At 57.2% G+C, this 21,145-nt stretch carries 20 protein-coding genes; 14 read left to right on the plus strand and 6 right to left on the minus strand.

What is annotated here, in order from left to right; genetic code table 11:
- The first annotated feature begins 11 nt into the window (after positions 1 to 11).
- From BLU07_RS05355 to BLU07_RS05365, 3 genes are read left to right on the plus strand one after another with little or no spacing between them, the layout of a single operon-like run.
- Positions 12 to 1,679 (plus strand): hypothetical protein, encoded by a 1,668-nt coding sequence (locus BLU07_RS05355; RefSeq protein ID WP_092384883.1) that lies wholly within the window; start codon positions 12 to 14, stop codon positions 1,677 to 1,679.
- A gap of 2 nt (positions 1,680 to 1,681) precedes the next feature.
- Entirely contained in the window at positions 1,682 to 2,512 is an 831-nt protein-coding gene (nudC, locus tag BLU07_RS05360) for an NAD(+) diphosphatase (protein ID WP_092384885.1), read from the plus strand.
- Positions 2,513 to 2,525: 13 nt separating this feature from the next.
- A complete protein-coding gene (locus tag BLU07_RS05365; protein WP_092384887.1) occupies positions 2,526 to 3,173 on the plus strand; it encodes a hypothetical protein in 648 nt (215 codons plus the stop codon).
- 42 nt (positions 3,174 to 3,215) lie between these two features.
- Here the strand turns inward: BLU07_RS05365 and BLU07_RS05370 are convergent, their stop codons facing one another.
- The 3 genes from BLU07_RS05370 to BLU07_RS05380 form a co-directional block, all read right to left on the minus strand.
- A complete protein-coding gene (locus BLU07_RS05370; protein ID WP_092384889.1) occupies positions 3,216 to 3,983 on the minus strand; it encodes an SDR family oxidoreductase in 768 nt (255 codons plus the stop codon).
- Positions 3,984 to 4,008: 25 nt separating this feature from the next.
- The gene (locus BLU07_RS05375) at positions 4,009 to 5,076 is read right to left on the minus strand and encodes a phosphotransferase family protein (RefSeq protein WP_092384891.1); all 1,068 of its coding nucleotides are present in this window, start codon (positions 5,074 to 5,076) and stop codon (positions 4,009 to 4,011) included.
- A 259-nt stretch (positions 5,077 to 5,335) separates the two neighbouring features.
- On the minus strand, positions 5,336 to 5,653 hold the full coding sequence (locus BLU07_RS05380) for an SCP2 sterol-binding domain-containing protein (protein ID WP_092384893.1): 318 nt from the start codon (positions 5,651 to 5,653) through the stop codon (positions 5,336 to 5,338).
- Between the two features lie 193 nt (positions 5,654 to 5,846).
- Here BLU07_RS05380 and sohB point away from each other — a divergent pair, with 193 nt between their 5' ends.
- On the plus strand, positions 5,847 to 6,866 hold the full coding sequence (sohB, locus tag BLU07_RS05385; RefSeq protein WP_092384895.1) for a protease SohB: 1,020 nt from the start codon (positions 5,847 to 5,849) through the stop codon (positions 6,864 to 6,866).
- 9 nt (positions 6,867 to 6,875) lie between these two features.
- Positions 6,876 to 7,862 carry a YhdH/YhfP family quinone oxidoreductase gene (locus tag BLU07_RS05390; protein ID WP_092384897.1) on the plus strand — a complete coding sequence of 329 codons (987 nt, stop codon included), beginning with the start codon at positions 6,876 to 6,878 and terminating at the stop codon, positions 7,860 to 7,862.
- A gap of 91 nt (positions 7,863 to 7,953) precedes the next feature.
- On the opposite strand, the gene BLU07_RS05395 is transcribed toward BLU07_RS05390, so the two are convergent.
- Positions 7,954 to 9,030 (minus strand): 3-deoxy-7-phosphoheptulonate synthase, encoded by a 1,077-nt coding sequence (locus BLU07_RS05395; RefSeq protein WP_092384899.1) that lies wholly within the window; start codon positions 9,028 to 9,030, stop codon positions 7,954 to 7,956.
- Positions 9,031 to 9,311: 281 nt separating this feature from the next.
- Between BLU07_RS05395 and BLU07_RS05400 the strand changes: the two genes are divergently transcribed.
- The 3 genes from BLU07_RS05400 (at position 9,312) to cysB (ending at position 12,397) form a co-directional block, all read left to right on the plus strand.
- Positions 9,312 to 10,268, plus strand: coding sequence for a putative 2-dehydropantoate 2-reductase (locus tag BLU07_RS05400; RefSeq protein ID WP_092384901.1), 957 nt, complete (start codon positions 9,312 to 9,314; stop codon positions 10,266 to 10,268).
- A 29-nt stretch (positions 10,269 to 10,297) separates the two neighbouring features.
- On the plus strand, positions 10,298 to 11,218 hold the full coding sequence (locus tag BLU07_RS05405) for a 5'-nucleotidase (RefSeq protein ID WP_092384903.1): 921 nt from the start codon (positions 10,298 to 10,300) through the stop codon (positions 11,216 to 11,218).
- A gap of 204 nt (positions 11,219 to 11,422) precedes the next feature.
- Positions 11,423 to 12,397, plus strand: coding sequence for an HTH-type transcriptional regulator CysB (gene cysB, locus BLU07_RS05410; RefSeq protein WP_092384905.1), 975 nt, complete (start codon positions 11,423 to 11,425; stop codon positions 12,395 to 12,397).
- 25 nt (positions 12,398 to 12,422) lie between these two features.
- Here the strand turns inward: cysB and BLU07_RS05415 are convergent, their stop codons facing one another.
- A complete protein-coding gene (locus tag BLU07_RS05415; protein ID WP_092384907.1) occupies positions 12,423 to 12,869 on the minus strand; it encodes a universal stress protein in 447 nt (148 codons plus the stop codon).
- A 434-nt stretch (positions 12,870 to 13,303) separates the two neighbouring features.
- Here BLU07_RS05415 and fadB point away from each other — a divergent pair, with 434 nt between their 5' ends.
- The 6 genes from fadB (at position 13,304) to BLU07_RS05445 (ending at position 20,589) form a co-directional block, all read left to right on the plus strand.
- Positions 13,304 to 15,451 (plus strand): fatty acid oxidation complex subunit alpha FadB, encoded by a 2,148-nt coding sequence (fadB, locus tag BLU07_RS05420; protein ID WP_092384909.1) that lies wholly within the window; start codon positions 13,304 to 13,306, stop codon positions 15,449 to 15,451.
- Positions 15,452 to 15,481: 30 nt separating this feature from the next.
- On the plus strand, positions 15,482 to 16,657 hold the full coding sequence (fadA, locus tag BLU07_RS05425; RefSeq protein WP_092384911.1) for an acetyl-CoA C-acyltransferase FadA: 1,176 nt from the start codon (positions 15,482 to 15,484) through the stop codon (positions 16,655 to 16,657).
- A 122-nt stretch (positions 16,658 to 16,779) separates the two neighbouring features.
- A complete protein-coding gene (locus BLU07_RS05430; protein ID WP_092384914.1) occupies positions 16,780 to 17,016 on the plus strand; it encodes a DUF1653 domain-containing protein in 237 nt (78 codons plus the stop codon).
- 97 nt (positions 17,017 to 17,113) lie between these two features.
- The gene (topA, locus tag BLU07_RS05435) at positions 17,114 to 19,783 is read left to right on the plus strand and encodes a type I DNA topoisomerase (RefSeq protein ID WP_092384916.1); all 2,670 of its coding nucleotides are present in this window, start codon (positions 17,114 to 17,116) and stop codon (positions 19,781 to 19,783) included.
- An 8-nt stretch (positions 19,784 to 19,791) separates the two neighbouring features.
- Entirely contained in the window at positions 19,792 to 20,295 is a 504-nt protein-coding gene (locus BLU07_RS05440) for a DUF6586 family protein (RefSeq protein ID WP_092384918.1), read from the plus strand.
- Between the two features lie 60 nt (positions 20,296 to 20,355).
- The gene (locus BLU07_RS05445) at positions 20,356 to 20,589 is read left to right on the plus strand and encodes a hypothetical protein (RefSeq protein ID WP_092384920.1); all 234 of its coding nucleotides are present in this window, start codon (positions 20,356 to 20,358) and stop codon (positions 20,587 to 20,589) included.
- A 61-nt stretch (positions 20,590 to 20,650) separates the two neighbouring features.
- Here the strand turns inward: BLU07_RS05445 and BLU07_RS05450 are convergent, their stop codons facing one another.
- Complete coding sequence (locus BLU07_RS05450; protein WP_092384922.1) at positions 20,651 to 21,139, minus strand: SulA-like leucine-rich domain-containing protein; 489 nt, start codon at positions 21,137 to 21,139, stop codon at positions 20,651 to 20,653.
- Positions 21,140 to 21,145 lie beyond the last annotated feature (6 nt).

Raw genomic sequence — 21,145 nt, forward strand, 5'->3', positions numbered from 1 at the left:
AGGCGTACACCATGTTGACGGGCGCGACATCACTGGACCTGGTCCTGCAGGAGCTTTCGAGCAGCTTGTCCGAGGTGGAGGATTTACTGCAGCGATTCCTGGAGGATCGGCACAACGGCGGTCTGCTGCAGCAGGCAATTGAGGGCTTGCAGCAGTTGCGAGGCACCCTGACGTTGATTGAGTTGCGTGGGGCAGCCTTGCTGGTGGAAGAAATGATCGCCCTGGCGACGGATATTCCCGAGCATGATGCCGAGCAACATAACGATGCATTGTCGGCCTTGTGTGACAGCCTGTTCGAGCTTGAGCGTTATCTGGAATTTACCCGCAGTATCGAGCACGAGTTGCCTGAACTGCTGTTGCCGGTGAGTAATCAGCTTCGTAGCCTGCGTGGCGGCCTGCCGCCATTGAGCGAAGACTTTTTCTTCGATCTGGATCCGCAGCGATTGGCGCGCAAACCCTGGCAGGGTAATGAATCACAGTTGGATGCCCGCAGCATGGCGCGTTTGCGGCAGATGTATCAGGTCGGTTTGTTGACCCTGTTGCGCGATGATGATGCCCGAGCTGCTGCGCCCTTGATGCGCCGGGCACTGCAACGCTGGATGGATGCGCTGCCGCAAGCCGCGGCCAATCTGTGCTGGGTGACTGATGCGGCTCTGGAGGCCGCCGAGCAGACCCCCCTGGCAATGACATCCGAGCGCAAGCGGCTCTTCGCCCGCATTGATCGTCAGATCAAACCTTTTCTCAAGCAGGATATTGCCGGCGCCGACGTTGATCGCGGCCTGATGCAGCATCTGTTGTTTTTGACTGCCCTGGCTGATGCCTCATGCGATCGCGCAGTGGCTGTGCGTGAGGCCTACAGCCTGCCCGATCCAGGCTATACCGAAACCGAGTTGCAGCTGGCCTTTGAGCGCCTGCGAGGGCCGGGTGTCGAGGTCATGCGATCCCTGGCCGATGCGCTGCGAGAAGAACTTACTGCGGTCAAGGACTTGCTTGATCTGTTGGCGCGCAATGCTGCAGGAGACATCGACCAGTCGCAGGAAACCCTGCGCACTGCGCTGGAACGTTTGAGCAAGACCTTTGCCATGCTGCAACTGCCGCGTGAATCGGATGGGCTTGGCCTGGCAGCCGCTCGGGTAGCCGAGTGGTCGTCGGAAAACCTGCCCCAGGGACTGGAACTGGTTGCCGACGCGGTACTCCAGGCCGAAACCACTGCCAATGCGCTTGACGGTCAGCAAAGCTACGCTCAGCGTAATGACGCCGGAGATAGTGCGCAGGAACCAGTGGAATTGAAAGAGGCGCGTATCGTCTTGAAAGAAGAGTCCCAGGCTGGTCTGGCACTGGCCAAGCGCGCCGTGACTGCTTACCTGGAGTCCGGCAATGACAATATGCATTTGTTGAATGTGCCCGGCTCGCTGGAAAGCGTTCGTGGTGGCCTGGTTTTCCTTGGCATGACGCGCGCTGCCGCTATCACTCGTCAGGCAAGTAATTACATTCAGCACAATATGCTGGATAAAAAACAGGTACCGGATGCGCGTCAGCTGGATGTACTGGCTGACGCCTTGACGGGTATCGAGTTCTATCTGGAATCTGCCAAACGCTCAGCCGCTTCCGCTGCAGATGTCCTGGTCATGGCCGAAGACGGCCTGGCTCAGCTCGGTTATCCGGTTACTCAGGAGTAAACATGCTGGCAGGTTTTACCCCGGCGAGCAGTTTCAGCAGTCCGCAGGCAGCTACGCGTTGCCTGATCATCAGTCAGCAGCAATTTGCTCTCTATCAGGGCAGCTTTCTGCTCGACCCGGACACTGCGCGCTATATCGGGAATGTACAACACACGCTGTTTATTGGTTATGTTGATGGTCATCCCTGTGAAGTCTGGCGACTGGAATCTGCGGACAGCTTTCCTGGTCTTAGCTGGCATGGGCTGCGCAGTCTGATTGGCCAGGTAGAGGATGTCGTGTTTCGTGTGCTGGGGCTGGCCCAGCAGCTGGATGCCTGGTACGACACTCATCAGTTTTGCGGTCGCTGTGGTCATCGCATGCAGCCTCATGCGAATGACCGGGCTATGCATTGCGAGCCTTGCGCGCAGACCCAGTATCCCAAACTGGCACCGTGCATTATTGTGCTGATTACCCGGGATGATGAAGTTTTGCTGGCCCGCTCGCCGCGCTTTCCTGCCGGTTTCTTCAGTACCCTGGCCGGTTTTATCGAACCCAGTGAATCAGTTGAAGAATGTCTGCATCGTGAAGTGATGGAAGAGGTCGGGCTTGAAGTCACTGATATTGAATATCTGGGCAGCCAGAACTGGCCGTTCCCGAATTCGTTGATGCTGGGTTTTCATGCCCGCTACCAGAGCGGTGAGATCGTGCCGCAACCCGGCGAGATTGAAGAAGCGTACTGGTGGCCTGTCGATCAGCTCCCGCAGATCCCACCGCGCGGAACCATATCTCGCTGGTTGATTGACTGTCATCTGGCCCGTTTGCGTGGCCAGTCCGAGCCGCCACCACCGCTCTGAAACGGAGTTCATCATGTCTATGCAATATGCGGGATTGGCCGGAGTGCTGCTGTTGCTGGCATGTATTCTGCTGATCATTACCATCCGTATCGGATGGCGTTTGAACTGGTTGTTGGGCTGGCTGCGTGGGCAGCTGATCACGCTGTTGCTGTTGTTCACGCTGGTTCTTGGTCTGATTGCCTGGGACCTGTCCCGTTATCAGGCGTTGCCACTGGAAGGTCGTCTGTTTACCGTGGAGATCCGCGCAACCAATGCCGGTCACGATTTACGCTTGCAGCATGCCGGTAAAACGCATGTTCACTCATTGCAGGGGGATCTTTGGCGTCTGGATTTGCAGGTACTGCGGTGGCAAGGTCTGGCGCACGCCATTGGCCTGCAGGACGGCTATCGGCCCTATCGCCTGAGTGGTCGTTTTCTGTTGCTGGAACGGCAACGGGCGGGTGCGACCCAGCTCGAGTTGCACAACACGCCGGCCTGGCGGGACCCATGGCATTGGCTGGATGGTGGTAGCGGGCGTGGGTGGCTGGCGGCTGATGCATTCAGCATCAATTTCATGCCCCTGGCTGACGGAGCGCGTTTTGCTATCGAGGCAGGGCCGACCGGTTTGACGCCAGTGCCACTGAATGCGCAGGCAGCAAGCGCTCTGACAGGGCAGCCCTGACAGACTGATAATACTGGCCGGCTGCAATAGCCGGCCATTGCTTCAGGCGAGCATGCCGCCGTCAACCGTGACTGTCGTCCCTGTGGTGTAGCTGGACGCGTCGCTGACCAGATACAGCACGGTACCAGCCATTTCAGTCGGATCGGCTGCACGACGAAGTGGAATGCGTTGCAGGGCTTGCTTCATGATGCTGTCGTTGCTGGTCAGCGCTGAAGCAAACTTGGTGTCGGTCAGACCCGGCAGCAGGGCGTTGCAGCGAATGCCGAACTGGGCACACTCGCGGGCAAACACCTGGGTCATGTTGATCACCGAGGCTTTGGTCATCGAGTAGATGCCCTGCATGTCACCGGGTACGCGGCCATTGACCGAAGCCACGTTGAGAATCACGCCACTCTTGTTCTCGCGCATCAGTTTGCCGGCTTCAATCGACATGAAGAAGTAGCCGCGAATATTCACGTCGACTGTCTTCTGGAAGGCACCGAGGTCGGTATCCAGTACGTTGCCGAAGTAGGGGTTGGCAGCGGCATTGTTGACCAGAATGTCCAGTTTGCCGAATTGCTCGCGAATCGCTGCAACCGTGTTGGTGATCTGCTCCATTTCACCAATGTGGCAACCCATGGCACTGGCCTTGCCGCCGGCAGCAACAATGGCGTCAGCGACTTTCTGGCAGTCTTCTACCTTGCGGCTGGATACAATCACGTGGGCACCTTGCTGAGCCAGCAGCTTGGCAATGGCTTCACCGATACCGCGGCTGGCGCCAGTTACCAGCGCTACCTTGCCATCGAGGTCAAACAGTTGGGTCTTTTGCATGGGGTAAATCCTTGTTCCTGGTGAATTACAGCGTTGATTGATCAATAACCTGCAGGCTCATCTGTTCCAGCAGCTTGTTCATGCCGATAAAGGCCGCAAAGCGCTGGTCCTGGGTTTGACCATGGTAGTAGCGATAGTAGATCTGCTGGACGATTCCGGCCAAACGGAACAGGCCGTAGGTGTAGTAATAGTCCAGATTGTTGATCTCGATTCCGGCGCGCTCGGCGTAGTAGTCGGCAAACTCCTGACGGGTCAGCATGCCCGGGGCGTGGCTGGGCTGACGGCGCATGGCCTGCACCGGGGCCGGATCGTCGGCTTGAATCCAGTAGGCGAGAGTGTTGCCCAGATCCATCAGCGGGTCGCCAATCGTGGTCATTTCCCAGTCGAGCACGCCGATGATCTGCATCGGGTTGTCCGGGTCGAGAATCACATTGTCAAAACGGTAGTCATTGTGCACCAGCCCGGGCTTGTGATGGTCAGCCGGCATTTTTTCGCGCAACCAGGCCATGACGGGTTCCCAGTTCGGTGCATCCGGGGTGATTGCCTTGTTGTAACGGCTGATCCAGCCTTCAATCTGGCGCTCGACATAGCCTTCGGGTTTACCCAGATCGCCAAGCCCGCAAGCAGCGTAATCAACATTGTGCAGGTCGACAAACTTGTCGATAAAGCTTTTGCACAGCTCCCGCGTGCTGGCTTCATCCAGGCCAAGTTCCGCTGGAAGATCAGCGCGCAGAATAACCCCGTTGACCCGTTCCATGACATAGAACTCACAACCCAGAACGCTTTCGTCGGTGCAGTGAACGTAAGCTTTAGGGCAATAGGGAAAGCCATCTTTCAGTTGGCTGATAATGCGGTACTCACGGCCCATGTCGTGGGCTGATTTGGCCTTGACGCCGAAGGGCGGCCGACGCAGAACGAATTCCTGTTCCGGGTAGGCGATCAGATAGGTCAGGTTCGAGGCACCACCGGGGAACTGGCGGATCTTCGGGCTGCCTTGCAGGCCCTCGATATGGCTTTTCAGGTAGCGATCTACTGCGTCTGCATCCAGCTCTTCGCCGGCGCGAATCTGGCTCGCCTGGTCTGTCAGAGTCATGGCTGTCCTTTAGGGTCGTTGTCGGAATAGTCGGTTAATCTAATCCAGCTCTGTCTGCGTAACAAGATCAAACGGTCGTTTGAAACCCGTTATCAGTCAGCGTGTTGTTGCTGAATTGGCTGGGCTGATGCGGCTGGAGGCCAACCGAATGGTTGTCAGGCCACGATGGCAGAGTCAAGCAGGCAGGGCAAGGTGGGGCGTGAGTAGCGAAAGCGGACGAAGGTAGAGCGCCGGCAGCGTGGTCCGGCGCTCCGGTCTATCAGCCAGCGGGGAAAAGTTCACCCAGCTTCATGGCCTGCATGATGTCGCCTTCGGCGCGCAGCTTGCCAGACATGAAGGCCTGCATGCCGTCGGTCTCGCCGGTCATGATACCAACCAGCGTATCGCTATCCATGATCAGGGTAACGGTCGGATTGGCAGCTTCGCCGGTATTGACGTCGCAGGTACCGTCCTTGACGGCTACATTGAAGTTGTTGTCATCTTCAATGTTGAACTGGAATACGATGTCCAGGCCCTGGGCGGCAGATGCATTGAAGCGGGAGTCCATCTTGCTGACGATATCGGCAACAGTAGTCATGAGCAATCCTTCCTTATCTTGTGGGGTGTGAGCAAGGCTCTGTGGCTAAGCCCACTGCCGAGATTAGGAGCCTCTCTGGCTGCTGTCAATACAAATTCATACGATCGTTTGAATTTTACCTGCAGCCTGTTGCTGTCACCCTTGAGGACTGTTCCTGTATGCTTGCAGGAACGTCTAGACAAGGAGATACCCGGTGGAATGGTTGGGTGATTACACACTGTTCATGGCCAAGGCAGCGACTGTGCTGGTTGTGGTCTTTCTGATTGTTGCGCTCATTGCCTCGCTGAAAGAACGGCAGCGCGGCAATGAAGGTTCATTGCAGGTCCACAAATTGAATGATCGCCTGGCCAGCATGACGGAAGTCCTGGGTGCAGAGGTGCTCGACAAACAGGCGTACAAGGCCATGCACAAGGCGCGCAAGCTGCAGGAAAAAAAACGCGCCAAGGGCACCGAAGATGCACCTCGAGTATATGTACTGACCTTTCATGGCGACATCAAGGCGGGTGCATTGGAGCATTTGCGGCATGAGGTGACTGCCGTGCTGGAGCTGGCCAGGGCCAGCGATGAAGTTGTGGTCCGGCTGGAAAGTGCCGGTGGCATGGTCCATGCTTATGGTCTGGCAGCCTCGCAGCTGGTGCGGGTGCGTGATGCCGGTATTCCGCTGACCATTTGCATCGACAAGGTGGCGGCAAGTGGTGGTTACATGATGGCCTGTATTGGCAACCGGATCATGGCGGCTCCTTTTGCCATGCTGGGCTCGATTGGCGTGGTTGCGCAGTTGCCCAACTTCAATCGACTGCTGAAAAAGCATGATATTGATTACGAAATGCTCACCGCTGGCGAATACAAGCGTACATTGACCCTGTTCGGTGAAAATACGGAGCAGGGCCGGGAAAAGTTCAAACAGGATCTGGAAACCATTCATCGCCTGTTCAAGCGCTTTGTCAGTGACTATCGTCCGGCACTGGATATTGATCAGGTCGCTACCGGAGAAGTCTGGTTCGGGGCGGATGCGTTGGAGCAGAAGCTTGCCGATGAACTTAAAACCAGCGATCAGTACCTGACCGAGCGGGTCCGGCAGGCCGATGTTTTTGAACTGCGTTACGTGCAGCGCAAGAAGTTGCAGGACAAGCTGGCCGGGGGCACTGCATCGGTGCTTGACCGTTTGCTGCTGACCTGGGCGTCACGCTTTCACAATCAGCGTTTTTGGTAGGAGAGTCGTATGTCTGAATTCAAGGCGTTGCTGGTCAGCGAAACTGAAGGGCAATATCAGTCTGAAGTGGTCAACCGCAAGATTGATGATCTGCCCCCGGGTGAAGTGCTGATTCGGGTCAGATATTCTTCCCTGAACTACAAGGATGCATTGTCCGCCAGTGGCAACAAGGGCGTTACCCGCAACTTTCCGCACACACCGGGCATTGATGCTGCCGGTGTGGTTGAAGCCAGTTCGGTCGGTGATTTTACCGCCGGTGATGAAGTTATCGTCACCGGGTACGATCTGGGCATGAATACCAGCGGGGGATTTGGTCAGTATATCCGTGTCCCGGCTGACTGGGTCTTGCGTCGTCCGCAGGGCCTGAGCTTGCGCGACAGCATGGTGCTGGGTACGGCGGGGCTGACGGCTGCTCTGTGCATTGACAAGCTGGAGCACGCTGGACTGGCGCCCGGCCAGGGGCCGGTGCTGGTGACCGGTGCTACCGGAGGCGTAGGCAGCATCGCCGTGGCCATGCTCAGCACCAAAGGCTACGAGGTTGCAGCGTCTACCGGCAAAGCCCTGCAAGCGGATTTTTTGCGCAAGCTGGGCGCCAACCAGATTGTTGATCGCAGCACACTGGAAAGTGGCAAAGACAAGGTGCTGCTGAAAGATCAGTGGGCCGGTGCGGTGGATACTGTGGGCGGCGACATCCTGTTCAATGTGGTCAAGTCATTGCGCTACGGCGCCAGTGTGGCCTGCTGTGGCATGACCGCAGGCGGCCAGTTCAATGCCAGCGTATTTCCTTTTATTTTGCGCAACGTCAATCTGCTGGGTATCGACTCGGTTGAACAGCCCCTGGTCGTCAAAGCGTCGATGTGGGACTTGCTCTCGGTGCAATGGAAGACCGACCTGCACAATCTGGAGCGTGAAATCAGCCTGGACCAGCTACCGGCAGAAATTGACAAGATCCTCGCCGGCAAAATGGTCGGTCGGATTGTCGTCAACCTCGGCTGAAGCATTTTTCCATAGTTGACCGGCTCAGACAGAAAAGCCACCGCGGGTAACCGCGATGGCTTTCTTTCCAGCTGATAAATCCAGCCGGGGGTTAGTTGCGATCCCGCTTGGGCAGCACATCCTTGATCTTCGCATGCATGCTGCGAATGCTCTTCACTGTCGTATCCCAATCAATGCAGGCATCGGTGATGGATACGCCGTATTCAAGATCTTTCAGGTCTTTGGGTATCGACTGGTTGCCCCAGCCGATATGGCTTTCAACCATCAAGCCGATAATGGACGTATTGCCCTCGAGAATCTGGTTGGCCACATTATCCATTACCAGTGGCTGCAAGCCCGGATCCTTGTTCGAGTTGGCATGGCTGCAGTCCACCATGATGTTCGGTTTGATCTTCGCCTTGGCCAAATCCTGTTCGCAGAGTGACACGCTGACCGAATCATAGTTGGGCTTGCCATTACCACCACGCAATACCACATGGCCGTACTGGTTGCCCTTGGTGGTTACGATGGACACCTGGCCATCCTGGTTGATGCCGAGGAAACGGTGCGGGCTGGAGACCGACTGCAGAGCGTTGATGGCAACAGTCAGGCCGCCGTCAGTGCCGTTCTTGAAACCGACGGCCGAGGACAGGCCGGAAGACATCTCGCGGTGTGTTTGCGACTCGGTGGTGCGCGCGCCAATCGCTGACCATGAAATCAGGTCTTGCAGATACTGGGGTGAAATCGGGTCCAGCGCTTCAGTCGCTGTCGGCAATCCCATCTCGGCCAGATCACGCAACAGTTTGCGCCCGATATGCAGGCCGTCTTCAATCTTGAATGAGTCATCCAGGTAAGGGTCGTTGATCAGACCTTTCCAGCCGACTGTGGTGCGGGGCTTTTCGAAGTACACTCGCATGACCAGGTACAGGGTATCCTTGACCTCGGCGGCCAGTTCCTTGAGGCGCTTGGCGTAGTCCATTGCCGCATCCAGGTCATGAATAGAGCAGGGACCGATAACGATAAACAAGCGATGGTCTTTGCCGTCCAGAATGTCACGAATCACCTGGCGACTTTCGGTCACCGTATGCTGTGCCGCTTCGCTCAGGGGGATCTTGGCCTTCAACTGCGCCGGGGTGATCAGCACTTCGTTGGAAGCAATGTTCAGGTCATCAATCGGTAAATCAGCCATCGGTAGTCTCAATTGGTTATCTGGACTGACGCCACGCCAGTGTCATTTATTTAGAGTGTGCACAGCATAATCAAGGACGCCGCCCCAAGCTAGTCCACAAAGGGGTATTGGGTTAATACAGCGGGTCAATAAGCCCAGGCTGCCATTGCGAGCAGTGCAGCGGCGCGGCAATCCATAAACAGTCCATACACATACGCTATTGTCACATGGCTGACGGTTTGGCCGGCTCAAGTGCACTATCATGCCCAACAGACCAATAATGAATGTAACGAGAGGCAGTCATGCAAACATCACCCCGCATCGGAATCATCGGTACCGGCGCCATCGGCGGCTTTTACGGCTTGATGCTCGCCAGGGCCGGTTTTGACGTACACTTTCTGCTGCGCAGCGAATACGACGCCGTCGCCGAACACGGCCTGTTCGTGCACAGCCCGGTGCATGGCGAGCTGCACCTGCACCCGGTCCAGGCCTACCGCGACGTCGCTGAGATGCCCGCCTGCGACTGGCTGCTGGTCGGCGCCAAATCCACCAGTAACCCGACCCTGGCGCCGATTGTCAGCGCCGCTGCCGCCGAAGGCGCCAAAGTCGTATTGCTGCAGAATGGCCTGAACAACGAAGCCAGCATGCGCAAGCTGCTGCCAGATCACGTGCACCTGATGGGTGGCCTGTGCTACGTCAGCCTGTTCCGTACTGAACCCGGTCACATTACCCACGGCGCCAACGGCCTGATCGACTTTGGCTACCATTCCGGCCCGGCCACGGACGAAGAGGGTGTCCAGGCCATCATCGGTGAACTGGCCGAGATGTTGAAAACGGCTGGTATTCCCACCCGCATTCTGCCCAACGTGGATGCTGCCCGCTGGCAGAAGCTGATCTGGAACGGCCCCTTCAACGGCGCTTCCGTGGTGCTCGACGCCGGCACCGATGCCATGCTCACAGACCCCGGCAGCCGCCAGTTGATCACCGACTTCATGGCCGAAATCACCACGGCAGCCGCCGCCTGCGGTCACCCGATTCCGGACGGTTTTGCCGATAATCTGCTGGCCGCCACCGCAAAAATGCCCGATTATTACCCGAGCATGTATCAGGACTGGAAGCACAAGCGCCCGATGGAGCTGGACAGCCTGTATGCTGAACCCATTGCCCTGGCCAAAGCCGCCGGTGCCGAGATGCCGAAAACCGAAGTTCTGTTGAACATGCTGCGCTTTATTCAGGCCCGCCGGCTGGCCGACGCCTGACGCAACCGAGGCCCGCACAAGGAGAGCACATGCCCGCACAACTGGGGGATAAACTGGTCATCGCGATTTCATCCCGCGCCCTGTTTGACCTGAGCGAAAGCCATCAGGTATTCGAGCAGGAAGGGCTGGAAGCCTACCGGCAATACCAGATAGCCCGCGAAGACCAACCCCTGGAGCGCGGCGAAGCCTTTGCCCTGGTGCAAAAGCTGCTGCATATCAACACCCTGCTGGAAGGCGACAGCCGCGTTGAAGTCGTCCTGCTGTCGCGCAACAGCGCCGACACCGGCCTGCGGGTGTTCAACTCCATCCAGCATTACGGCCTCAGCATTACCCGCGCCGCCTTCGCCGGCGGCCGTTCCCCCTTCGGCTATATCCCGGCCTTTGGCTGTCATCTGTTCCTGTCCACTCATGCCGATGACGTACGCAGCACTCTGGATGCAGGCTTTGCCGCCGCCACCATTCTGGCCTCCGGTATCCGGCGGGAAAGCGGTGACGAATTGCGCATCGCCTTTGATGGTGATGCCGTGCTGTTTTCCGACGAATCCGAACAGATCTTCCAGCGTGAAGGTCTGGCCGCCTTTCAGGCGCGGGAACAACAAAACGCCCACCAGCCCCTGGCAGGTGGGCCGTTCAAATCCTTCCTCGCGGCACTGAGCAAGATCCAGGCAGAATTCCCCGAAGTCGCCGACGCCTGCCCGATCCGCACCGCGCTGGTCACCGCCCGCAGTGCCCCCGCGCACGAACGCGTCATCCGCACCCTGCGCGATTGGGACATTCGCCTCGACGAATCCCTGTTCCTCGGCGGCATGGACAAATCTGCTTTCCTCCGCGCCTTCGGTGCGGACCTCTTCTTCGACGACCAGGAAGGCCACTGCCAACGTGCCAGCGGCGTCGTACCCACCGGGCATGTGCCGCACGGGATCAGTAACCTGCAAGTTACGGACGAATGAGCGGTCTGAAGCCCTGAAAAGCACATCCCCTGAATGTCAGGTCGTCACGGTCTGTGGCATCGCGGTGACGAAGAGGGTGCATGCAGAATGGGTTCTTGTTTGCCTGCTGGCTTTTCTAAATAAACAATCTAAGATAAAAGCTCATACTGTGCTTTATGGTTATAAAGCTGGTTTGGCGTTGGTCAGACCGCAGGGGGAATATCGATGAAGCTTCAGCAACTGCGTTACATCTGGGAAGTGGCGCATCACGACCTGAACGTCTCTGCCACGGCGCAAAGCCTGTTTACGTCCCAACCCGGTATCAGCAAGCAGATCCGGCTGCTGGAAGACGAGCTGGGTGTTGAAGTCTTCTCCCGCAGCGGCAAGCACCTTACGCGAATAACTCCGGCAGGTGAGCGCATCATTGCTACTGCCGGCGAGATTTTACGCAAAGTCGAAAGCATCAAGCAGATATCCCAGGAGTTCAGCAATGAGCGCAAGGGCACTCTGACCCTTGCGACCACGCACACTCAGGCCCGTTATGCATTGCCGCCGGTGATCAGTGGCTTTATCGAGCGTTATCCTGACGTATCCCTGCACATGCACCAGGGCACGCCGGTGCAAATTTGCGAAATGACAGTGGACGGCACTGCCGACTTCGCTATTGCTACCGAGGCGTTGGAGCTATTCACCGATCTGGTGATGATGCCCTGTTATCGCTGGAACCGATGCGTCATCGTTCCGCGGGGTCATCCGCTGACCGAGTTGCCGGAGCTGACGCTGGACGCCTTGGCTGATCACCCACTGGTAACTTATGTATTCGGCTTTACCGGGCGTTCGAAACTGGATGAAGCCTTCAGCCATCGGGGGCTGGCGCCCAAAGTGGTGTTCACCGCCGCCGATGCGGATGTGATCAAGACCTATGTGCGTCTGGGTTTGGGTGTGGGTATCGTCGCGCATATGGCACTGGACCCGAAGACCGACCAGGACCTGGTTACCATTGATGCCAGCAAACTGTTCGAACCCAGCATCACAAAAATAGGCATTCGCAAAGGTACTTTCCTGCGCGGCTTTATGTACGATTTTATCCAGGCTTTCGCACCGCACCTGACACGGGAGATTGTCGACCAGGCTCTGGCTGCGCATACCCGGCAGGAGCTGGAAGCCTTGTTTGCCGGGATCGAGCTGCCCTTGCTTTGAGGCGGGCAGGGCATGAACCCGGTGCTCAGGGCTTGCTGGATTTCTTGCCCAGGCGCACGGCTATCACATCGCAGGGTGCGCCATGCAGGACGTCGTTGGCAGTAGAGCCGAGCAGTAATGCCAGACCATGCCGGCCGTGGCTGCCAACAACAATCAGATCGCAGTCCTGTTCGTCGGCAACCCGGTGTATTTCCTGCCGTGGGTGACCGAAGGCAATTTGCAGCTGGTCTTCGGGCAGGCCGTAGTCGCCGGCAAACAGCTGCATCTTTTCCTTGGCCTGTTCAAATTGCTGTTGCTGCAGCATCGACAGGTCCATCGGCACATCACCCCCGTAGGCCATAGCCAGGGGCTCAACCACGTGCAGCAGGGTGAGTCGGGCATCCAGCGTTTTCGCCAGGGCCACAGCATGGTCGGCGACACTGCGACATTCCTCAATCAGATCAACGGCCACCAGAACGTGGTTATAGAGCATGAGATCCCCTGAATTGGTATTCTTTTGCTCGATAGTAGCAGCAACCTTGCTATCGTCCAGCGGTTTTTATGCATTCCCGATACGCTCGTACTGGATGGTCATTTTATGCCGAAAAGGTTTTATTGCGTTGCCATTTAAAGGCCTGCTGTTCAGTGTTTACTTTTCGAAAGATGCATAACCCATTGATATGTATTGTTATGCAAGCTCGACTTCAAAATGGTCTAGACTGGTTGGTCACATCGCTTACGCCTCCACAGATTGACAAGTTGGGCGTTTTCGCAGAAGGTGTGCGCACCCGAATCAAACAAGTGTATGAATTGTACGGCTAAAACCGGGCAATCCCTAACTCGGGACGTTCATGACACTGGCGGTAGAGCCTTCCGGGCCAGCCACCAGATGTTTCTCATGTGCTTTCACAGCGTGGAGATCAGTTGATGATTTACGAAGGTAAAGCCATCACGGTTCAGGCCCTCGAAGACGGCATCGTCGAACTCAAATTCGACCTGCAGGGCGAGTCGGTCAACAAATTCAACCGGGCCACCATGGCCGAGTTTCAGGCAGCCGTTGAAGCCATTCAGGGCGACAGCAGCATCAAGGGCGTTGTTGTCACCTCCGGCAAGGATGTATTCATTGTCGGCGCCGACATCACCGAATTCGTCGGGACTTTCCAGCTCCCTGAAGAAGACCTGGTCGCCGGTAATCTGGAAGCCAACAAGGTTTTCAATGCATTTGAAGACCTCAATGTGCCCACGGTAGCCGCCATCAATGGCATGGCGTTGGGCGGTGGTTTTGAAATGTGCCTGGCCTGTGACTATCGCGTCATGTCCAGCGCTGCGAAAGTTGGTCTGCCGGAAGTCAAGCTGGGCATCTACCCGGGTTTTGGCGGTACTGTACGTATGCCGCGTGTGATTGGCGTCGATAACGCCATCGAGTGGGTCTGTGCCGGCGCTGAACAGCGTGCCGACAAGGCACTGAAAGTCGGTGCCGTGGATGCTGTGGTTGAGCCGGCCAAGTTGAAAGAAACGGCCGTGGCTACTGTCAAGCGTGCCATTGCCGGCGAGCTGGACTACAAGGCCAAGCGTCAGCCCAAGCTGGAAAAGATCAAGCTGAATACCATCGAGCAGATGATGGCCTTCGAAACCTCCAAGGGTTTCATTGCCGGTCAGGCGGGTCCGAACTATCCGGCGCCGCTGGAAGCGGTCAAAACCATCCAGAAAGCTGCCAATCACGGTCGTGAAAAAGCGCTGGAAGTGGAAGCTGCAGGTTTTGCCAAACTGGCCAAAACCACGGTTACCCAGGCGCTGGTCGGTCTGTTCCTGAACGACACAGAGCTCAAGCGCAAAGCCAAGCAGTATGACAAGGAAGCGGCCGACGTGAACCTGTCTGCCGTGCTCGGTGCCGGGATTATGGGCGGTGGTATTGCCTACCAGTCAGCCGTCAAGGGCACGCCGATCCTGATGAAGGATATCCGTGAAGAGGGTATCCAGCTGGGTCTGGACGAAGCCTCCAAGCTGCTCGGCAAGCGTGTGGCCAAGGGCCGCATGAAGCCGGAACAGATGGCGCAGGCGCTGAACGCCATTCGCCCGACCATGTCCTACGGTGATTTTGGCAACGTCGATATCGTTGTTGAAGCTGTGATCGAGAACCCCAAGGTCAAGCACGCCGTGCTGGCTGAGGTGGAAGGTCATGTGAAGGACGATGCCATCATCGCTTCCAACACCTCGACCATCTCTATCACCTATCTGGCTCAGGCGCTCAAGCGCCCGGAAAACTTCTGCGGTATGCACTTCTTCAACCCGGTACACATGATGCCGCTGGTGGAAGTTATCCGTGGCGAGAAGTCCAGTGACCGCGCTGTTGCTACGACGGTTGCCTACGCGAAGAAGATGGGCAAGACGCCGATTGTGGTCAACGACTGCCCCGGCTTTTTGGTCAACCGCATCCTGTTCCCGTACTTCGGTGGTTTTGCTCGCCTGATCGGTATGGGTGCTGACTTCCAGCGCGTCGACAAGCTGATGGAAAAATTCGGCTGGCCCATGGGCCCGGCATACCTGATGGATGTCGTCGGCATGGATACCGGCCATCACGGCCGTGACGTCATGGCGGAAGGTTACCCTGATCGTATGGCTGACAAGACCAAGACTGCGGTCGATGTCATGTATGAAGCCAACCGTCTGGGCCAGAAGACCGGCAAAGGCTTCTACGCCTACGAGATGGACAAGAAGGGCAAGCCGAAGAAGGTCGTCGATCAGGAAACCTATGAGTTGCTGAAGCCGGTTGTGCTTGAGCAGCGTGAGTTCACTGACGAAGAAATCGTCGAGATCATGATGGTTCCGCTGTGCCTGGAAACTGTACGTTGCCTGGAAGATGGCATCGTTGAATCCGCAGCTGATGCTGACATGGGCCTGATCTACGGTATTGGCTTCCCGCCCTTCCGTGGTGGCGCCCTGCGTTACATCGACACTATCGGTGTAGCTGAGTTCGTTGCTATGGCCGACAAATATGCCGAGTTCGGTGCCATGTATCACCCGACCGAGAAGTTGCGTGAAATGGCCAAGAACGGTCAGAAATTCTTCGGTTAATTGCGGAACGTAAAGAGCGAGATTAAATCTATGAGCTTGAATCCGAGAGATGTCGTAATTGTCGACTTCGGCCGCACCCCGATGGGCCGTTCGAAAGGCGGTATGTACCGTAATGTGCGTGCCGAGACCATGTCCGCCAAACTGATCACCGGTGTGCTCGAGCGCAACCCGAAAGTTGATCCGGCTGAAGTGGAAGATGTGATCTGGGGCTGCGTCAATCAGACCCTGGAGCAGGGCTGGAACATCGCCCGCATGGCGTCATTGATGACACCGATCCCGCACACCAGTGCCGGTCAGACGGTCAGCCGCCTGTGTGGCTCGTCCATGAGTGCGCTGCACACGGCTGCCCAGGCCATCATGACCGGAAACGGTGATGTGTTCGTGGTCGGTGGTGTTGAGCATATGGGCCATGTTGGCATGATGCACGGGGTCGATCCGAATCCGGCATTGTCACTCTATGCGGCCAAGGCGGCCGGCATGATGGGCCTGACCGCGGAAATGCTGGGCAAAATGCACGGCATTACCCGCGAGCAGCAGGACCAGTTTGGCGAGCGCTCGCACCGCCTGGCGCACAAGGCCACGGTAGAAGGCAACTTCAAGGACGAGATCATCCCGATGGAAGGTCACGATGCTGATGGTGCCCTGCGTCTGTTCACCGAGGACGAAACCATTCGCCCGGAAACCACTCTGGAAAGTCTGGCTGCACTGCGTCCGGCCTTTAACCCCAAGGGTGGTACTGTGACTGCGGGTACGTCTTCGCAGATCACTGACGGTGCTTCCTGCATGATCGTAATGTCTGCCGAGCGCGCCAAGGCCCTGGGTCTTGAGCCGCTGGCAGTGATTCGCAGCATGGCTGTAGCCGGGGTGGATCCGTCGATCATGGGCTATGGTCCGGTACCGTCCACGCAAAAGGCACTCAAGCGTGCTGGCCTGAGCATGGATGACGTCAGCCACGTCGAACTCAACGAAGCCTTCGCTGCCCAGGCGCTGCCGGTCCTCAAAGACCTCAAGCTGCTGGACAAGATGGAAGACAAGGTCAATCTGCATGGCGGCGCCATCGCTCTGGGTCATCCCTTCGGCTGCTCCGGTGCGCGGATTTCCGGTACTCTGCTGAATGTGATGAAGCAGAACAACGGCACCATCGGCGTGTCGACCATGTGCGTTGGCCTCGGTCAGGGCATTACTACCATCTTCGAACGCGTTTGAAGCGGTAGTGGTTGAAAAAAGCCGGGGCTCAGCCCCGGCTTTTTTATGGCTGCTGCCTGCTGGGCGCAGCAAAAATGAGAACCGTCATCTAGAGTGTGGGCACTGACTACTGAGGAACTGACATGCGCGGTAATGATGCAAGCCTGTTGCGGCCGGGGTTGTACCGGCACTATAAAGGCAAGGACTACGCTGTGATCGGTGTGGCACGCCATTCGGAAAACGAAGAAGAACTGGTGGTTTATCGGACCCTGTATGGTGATTTTGATCTCTGGGTACGGCCATTGGCGATGTTCACCGAACAGGTGCAAGTGGATGGCGAGTGGTTGCCACGCTTTACCTTTATCCGCGAAGACGTGTAGGCTCTGGCCCTCCGGGCTTGCTGCGCCAGCATGCAGAGCGGAACCTCTGGCCTGAATCGGCCACTTCGAATTGATTGCGTCAGGAAAACTGTTACTCATGGGAAAAGCACTGGTCATTGTGGAGTCGCCGGCCAAGGCCAAGACGATCAACAAATATCTTGGTAACGACTTTGTGGTCAAATCCAGTATCGGCCACATCCGTGATCTGCCCACCAGTGGCAGCGGCAAGACCGAGAGCAAGCCCAAGGGTGGCCGCAAGGCTGCATCAGCGCCTGAGGTCGACAAGAAGACCAAGGCTCGCATGCAACTGGTCAATCGTATGGGGGTAGACCCCGAGAATGGCTGGGCGGCACGCTATGAAATCCTGCCGGGCAAGGAAAAAGTGATCGAAGAACTGCGGCGCCTGGCCAAGGACGCCGACACTGTCTATCTGGCAACGGATTTGGACCGTGAAGGGGAGGCCATTGCCTGGCACCTGCGTGAGTCCATTGGCGGCGATGAAAGCCGCTACAAGCGCGTGGTGTTCAACGAGATTACCAAGAAAGCCATCCAGGAAGCCTTCTCCAAGCCAGGCGAGCTGGATCTGAACCGGGTCAATGCGCAGCAGGCGCGGCGTTTTCTTGATCGCGTTGTGGGCTATATGGTCTCGCCACTGCTGTGGCAGAAAATTGCCCGTGGTCTGTCAGCCGGTCGTGTGCAGTCGGTGGCGGTAAAACTGATTGTCGATCGCGAGCGTGAAATTCGTGCCTTCATCCCGGAAGAGTTCTGGGAAGTACATGCCGGCTTGACGACCCCCAAGGGCGAGCCGGTGCGCTTTCAGGTGGTCAAGCAGCAGGGCGAGACTTTCCGCCCGGTCAGCAAGGCGCAGACTGATGCGGCGTTGAAGCTGCTTGAACAAGCCAGCTACGACGTTGCCAAGCGTGAAGACAAGCCGACCAGCAGCCGACCCAATGCGCCCTTCATTACCTCGACATTACAACAGGCTGCCAGCACGCGTCTGGGTTTCAGTGTGAAGAAAACCATGATGATGGCCCAGCGTCTTTATGAAGCGGGTTACATCACTTACATGCGGACCGACTCGACCAATCTGTCGGCCGATGCGATCAGTATGGCGCGCGCCTATATTGAGAAAAACTTTGGCGACAAGTATCTGCCTGAGAAGCCGAACCTGTATAGCAGCAAGGAAGGCGCTCAGGAGGCGCATGAGGCCATTCGCCCTTCCGATGCAAAGATACGCACCACTGACCTGAAAGGCATGGAGCGGGACGCTGAGCGCCTGTATGAGCTGATCTGGCGGCAGTTCCTCGCCTGTCAGATGATGCCGGCCAAGTACCTGTCAACCCTTATCACGGTCAAGGCCGGTGAATTCGAGCTGCGCGCCAAGGGGCGCATCCTGCAGTTCGATGGTTATACCAAAGTCATGCCGGCCCAGGGCAAGGGTGGTGAAGATGAAGTGCTGCCGGAGATTCAGGTCAAGGACAGCCTGGGGCTGGAAAAGCTTGACCCCAGGCAACACTTCACCAAGCCGCCGGCACGCTATTCCGAGGCCAGTCTGGTCAAAGAGCTGGAAAAGCGGGGTATTGGCCGGCCCTCGACCTATGCCTCGATTATTTCGACCATTCAGGACCGGGGTTATGTAACCCAGAATAGCCGGCGTTTTTATGCCGAGAAAATGGGTGACATTGTCACTGATCGCTTGAGTGAGAGTTTCCCCAATCTGATGGATTACAGCTTTACGGCAACCATGGAAGAGTCACTTGACGAGGTTGCTGAAGGGCAGGTGGTCTGGAAGCGGGTGCTGGATGATTTCTACCAGGATTTCAGCAAGAAGCTGGCGGTCGCCGAGTCCAGCGACAATGAACAGGGCATGCGCGCCAACCAGCCAACGCTGACCGATATTGCCTGTCACGAATGTGGCCGGCCGATGATGATTCGCACCGCCTCAACCGGTGTATTCCTCGGTTGTTCCGGTTATCAATTGCCACCCAAGGAGCGTTGCAAGGCTACTGTCAATCTGGTGCCGGGGAACGAAGTCGCCGATGACGATGAAGAGGGTGAATCCCGTGTTTTGCGCAGTCGCCGTCGCTGCCCGATTTGTGACACGGCGATGGACAGTTATCTGGTCGATGAAAAACGCAAGCTGCATGTCTGCGGCAACAATCCCGATTGCAACGGCTTCGAGATTGAAACCGGCCAGTTCAAGATCAAGGGCTACGACGGTCCGGTACTGGAATGTGACAAGTGCGGCAGCGAAATGCAGCTCAAGACCGGTCGTTTCGGCAAGTATTTTGGTTGCACCAACAGCAGCTGCAAGAACACGCGCAAACTTCTCAAGAGTGGCGAAGCCGCACCGCCGAAAATGGACCCGGTGTTGATGCCGGAGCTCAAGTGCGAGAAAGTCGACGACGTTTATGTGTTGCGTGACGGGGCCTCAGGTATGTTTCTCGCCGCCAGCCAGTTCCCGAAAAACCGGGAGACCCGGGCGCCACTGGTGCGCGAGCTGATTCCGCACAAAGCCGAGATCGACCCCAAGCATCACTATATTCTGGATGCTCCGCAAAAAGATCCCGAGGGTAATCCGAGTGTCGTGCGCTATAGCCGCAAGACCAAAGAGCAGTATGTGCAAAGCGAGATCGAGGGCAAGCCAACCGGTTGGAAGGCTTTCTTTGATGGCAAGCGCTGGGTGGAAGACGGCAGCCCCAAAGGCGCTACCAAAGCGGCTGCGAAAGGCAAAGCCAAGCCGGCTGCGAAGAAAGCCAAGAGCTGATCACGGCTATGGCCAACGAAGCCTATACCCGCACCAATCAGTCGTTGTATTTTGCCGCGACTGCCCTGGCGGCCTGGCAAGAGACTGAAGCCTCAGCGTCCCTGGATGCTCGTACGCAGGCCCGTTACCAGGGTGAAACCTGCCTGTTCCACCTGTACCGGGGTGTACTGGCGCTGATCCATGAGGTGGCGGATTTTTACCGTTGGCCGCTGGTGGATGTGAGGGATGTCGAGGCACTGCTGACGGATTCGCGCCTGGCGGATTTTCCCGGGCCTGAATTGGGTGAGTTGCTGGAATTGGCGCAGCGCCAGGATGACTGGTTGGCGCCGCTATTGATGGCCTGGAAAAGCTTGCTGGCCCCTCCTGTCGCAGGCAGCCAACCAGAGGCGCCGGAGCTGATTGTCCGGGTGGGCGGTCAGCCGGCTGCCTGGTCAATCGAGCGTGCGGAGGCTGCGTTGCAGGGCATCAAGGTTTTATGTGCACGACAGCGGGAGCTGATGCAGGAGTGGTAAGCGTCTGCGTCGTAGCGGCGGCTGTGTTACAATGCGGTTGAACTGCTCGGAGACCACGCAATGCCTTCACCCTTTCTCGAAATAGTCGAACTGTCCGACGGCCGTGTTGCCCTGCGTCGCTCTGATGACGATGGCGAGCCCTTGCTGGTTATCGAGTTTTCGGTCGATGCACAGGATTATCTGCAGGGACAGTACATTGAGGTGGCCAAGGCGATGATCAGTGCCGGCATGCAAATGGCCGGGCAGGTCATGGAAGATGATGATCAGTTGCCGGAAGACCGCGTTCTGCACTGAGTGCATGCCTGATTGACGCCGGCCGACTGCCGGCGTAGTGGTCAGGCTTTCATCGCCCGTTTCAGGGCATACGAATATTCAGACTTTTACACTGGCCTTGTCGGGCAGCCTTTTCCAGTTGAGCGCTTACGGCTGCATCAGTCGAAAGCCAGCTGATCACGGTATGGCTGCAACCCAGGCTGAGCAGTTCCTGGCATAGCTGATTCCCCTGCATGCGGCCGTTGCTGCGCACAATCAGAATGCGTTGCGGATCCAGTCCGGTAGCTCGCAGCCACGCATGGCTAACCAGCTGTGGCGGGTTGAGCAGGGTCAACCAGCGATCACCGGGGGTGTTGGCCAGATCGCGCAGGACCGGTGCCAGCCACTGCAAGCATTGTTGCGGCTGTCCGCTCAGCGCCATTTCGCTATAACCGCTATCACTTGTGTTGTGAGCTGATGGCAGGTTGGGTACGGGTCTGGTTTCACGTCGGGCAGGAAAACCCGAGGCCATCAGGGCATTATGAAACAGGTCGGCCTGAGTCAGGCTCTGCTGTGGGGCGCGATACTGCATGATTCT

The organism is Halopseudomonas salegens (assembly GCF_900105655.1).
GTDB lineage: Bacteria > Pseudomonadota > Gammaproteobacteria > Pseudomonadales > Pseudomonadaceae > Halopseudomonas > Halopseudomonas salegens.

What these genes read in the sequence shown, in the direction of transcription:
- BLU07_RS05415 (WP_092384907.1), bottom strand. Translation starts at nt 12,869, where the DNA reads ATGCTCTATAACCACGTTCTGGTGGCCGTTGATCTGATTGAGGAATGT.
- BLU07_RS05450 (WP_092384922.1), bottom strand. Translation starts at nt 21,139, where the DNA reads ATGCAGTATCGCGCCCCACAGCAGAGCCTGACTCAGGCCGACCTGTTT.
- BLU07_RS05365 (WP_092384887.1), top strand. Translation starts at nt 2,526, where the DNA reads ATGTCTATGCAATATGCGGGATTGGCCGGAGTGCTGCTGTTGCTGGCA.
- BLU07_RS05380 (WP_092384893.1), bottom strand. Translation starts at nt 5,653, where the DNA reads ATGACTACTGTTGCCGATATCGTCAGCAAGATGGACTCCCGCTTCAAT.
- BLU07_RS05440 (WP_092384918.1), top strand. Translation starts at nt 19,792, where the DNA reads ATGGCCAACGAAGCCTATACCCGCACCAATCAGTCGTTGTATTTTGCC.
- cysB (WP_092384905.1), top strand. Translation starts at nt 11,423, where the DNA reads ATGAAGCTTCAGCAACTGCGTTACATCTGGGAAGTGGCGCATCACGAC.
- BLU07_RS05430 (WP_092384914.1), top strand. Translation starts at nt 16,780, where the DNA reads ATGCGCGGTAATGATGCAAGCCTGTTGCGGCCGGGGTTGTACCGGCAC.
- BLU07_RS05355 (WP_092384883.1), top strand. Translation starts at nt 12, where the DNA reads ATGTTGACGGGCGCGACATCACTGGACCTGGTCCTGCAGGAGCTTTCG.
- BLU07_RS05370 (WP_092384889.1), bottom strand. Translation starts at nt 3,983, where the DNA reads ATGCAAAAGACCCAACTGTTTGACCTCGATGGCAAGGTAGCGCTGGTA.
- BLU07_RS05405 (WP_092384903.1), top strand. Translation starts at nt 10,298, where the DNA reads ATGCCCGCACAACTGGGGGATAAACTGGTCATCGCGATTTCATCCCGC.
- topA (WP_092384916.1), top strand. Translation starts at nt 17,114, where the DNA reads ATGGGAAAAGCACTGGTCATTGTGGAGTCGCCGGCCAAGGCCAAGACG.
- BLU07_RS05390 (WP_092384897.1), top strand. Translation starts at nt 6,876, where the DNA reads ATGTCTGAATTCAAGGCGTTGCTGGTCAGCGAAACTGAAGGGCAATAT.
- BLU07_RS05400 (WP_092384901.1), top strand. Translation starts at nt 9,312, where the DNA reads ATGCAAACATCACCCCGCATCGGAATCATCGGTACCGGCGCCATCGGC.
- BLU07_RS05395 (WP_092384899.1), bottom strand. Translation starts at nt 9,030, where the DNA reads ATGGCTGATTTACCGATTGATGACCTGAACATTGCTTCCAACGAAGTG.
- BLU07_RS05375 (WP_092384891.1), bottom strand. Translation starts at nt 5,076, where the DNA reads ATGACTCTGACAGACCAGGCGAGCCAGATTCGCGCCGGCGAAGAGCTG.
- fadA (WP_092384911.1), top strand. Translation starts at nt 15,482, where the DNA reads ATGAGCTTGAATCCGAGAGATGTCGTAATTGTCGACTTCGGCCGCACC.
- BLU07_RS05445 (WP_092384920.1), top strand. Translation starts at nt 20,356, where the DNA reads ATGCCTTCACCCTTTCTCGAAATAGTCGAACTGTCCGACGGCCGTGTT.
- nudC (WP_092384885.1), top strand. Translation starts at nt 1,682, where the DNA reads ATGCTGGCAGGTTTTACCCCGGCGAGCAGTTTCAGCAGTCCGCAGGCA.
- fadB (WP_092384909.1), top strand. Translation starts at nt 13,304, where the DNA reads ATGATTTACGAAGGTAAAGCCATCACGGTTCAGGCCCTCGAAGACGGC.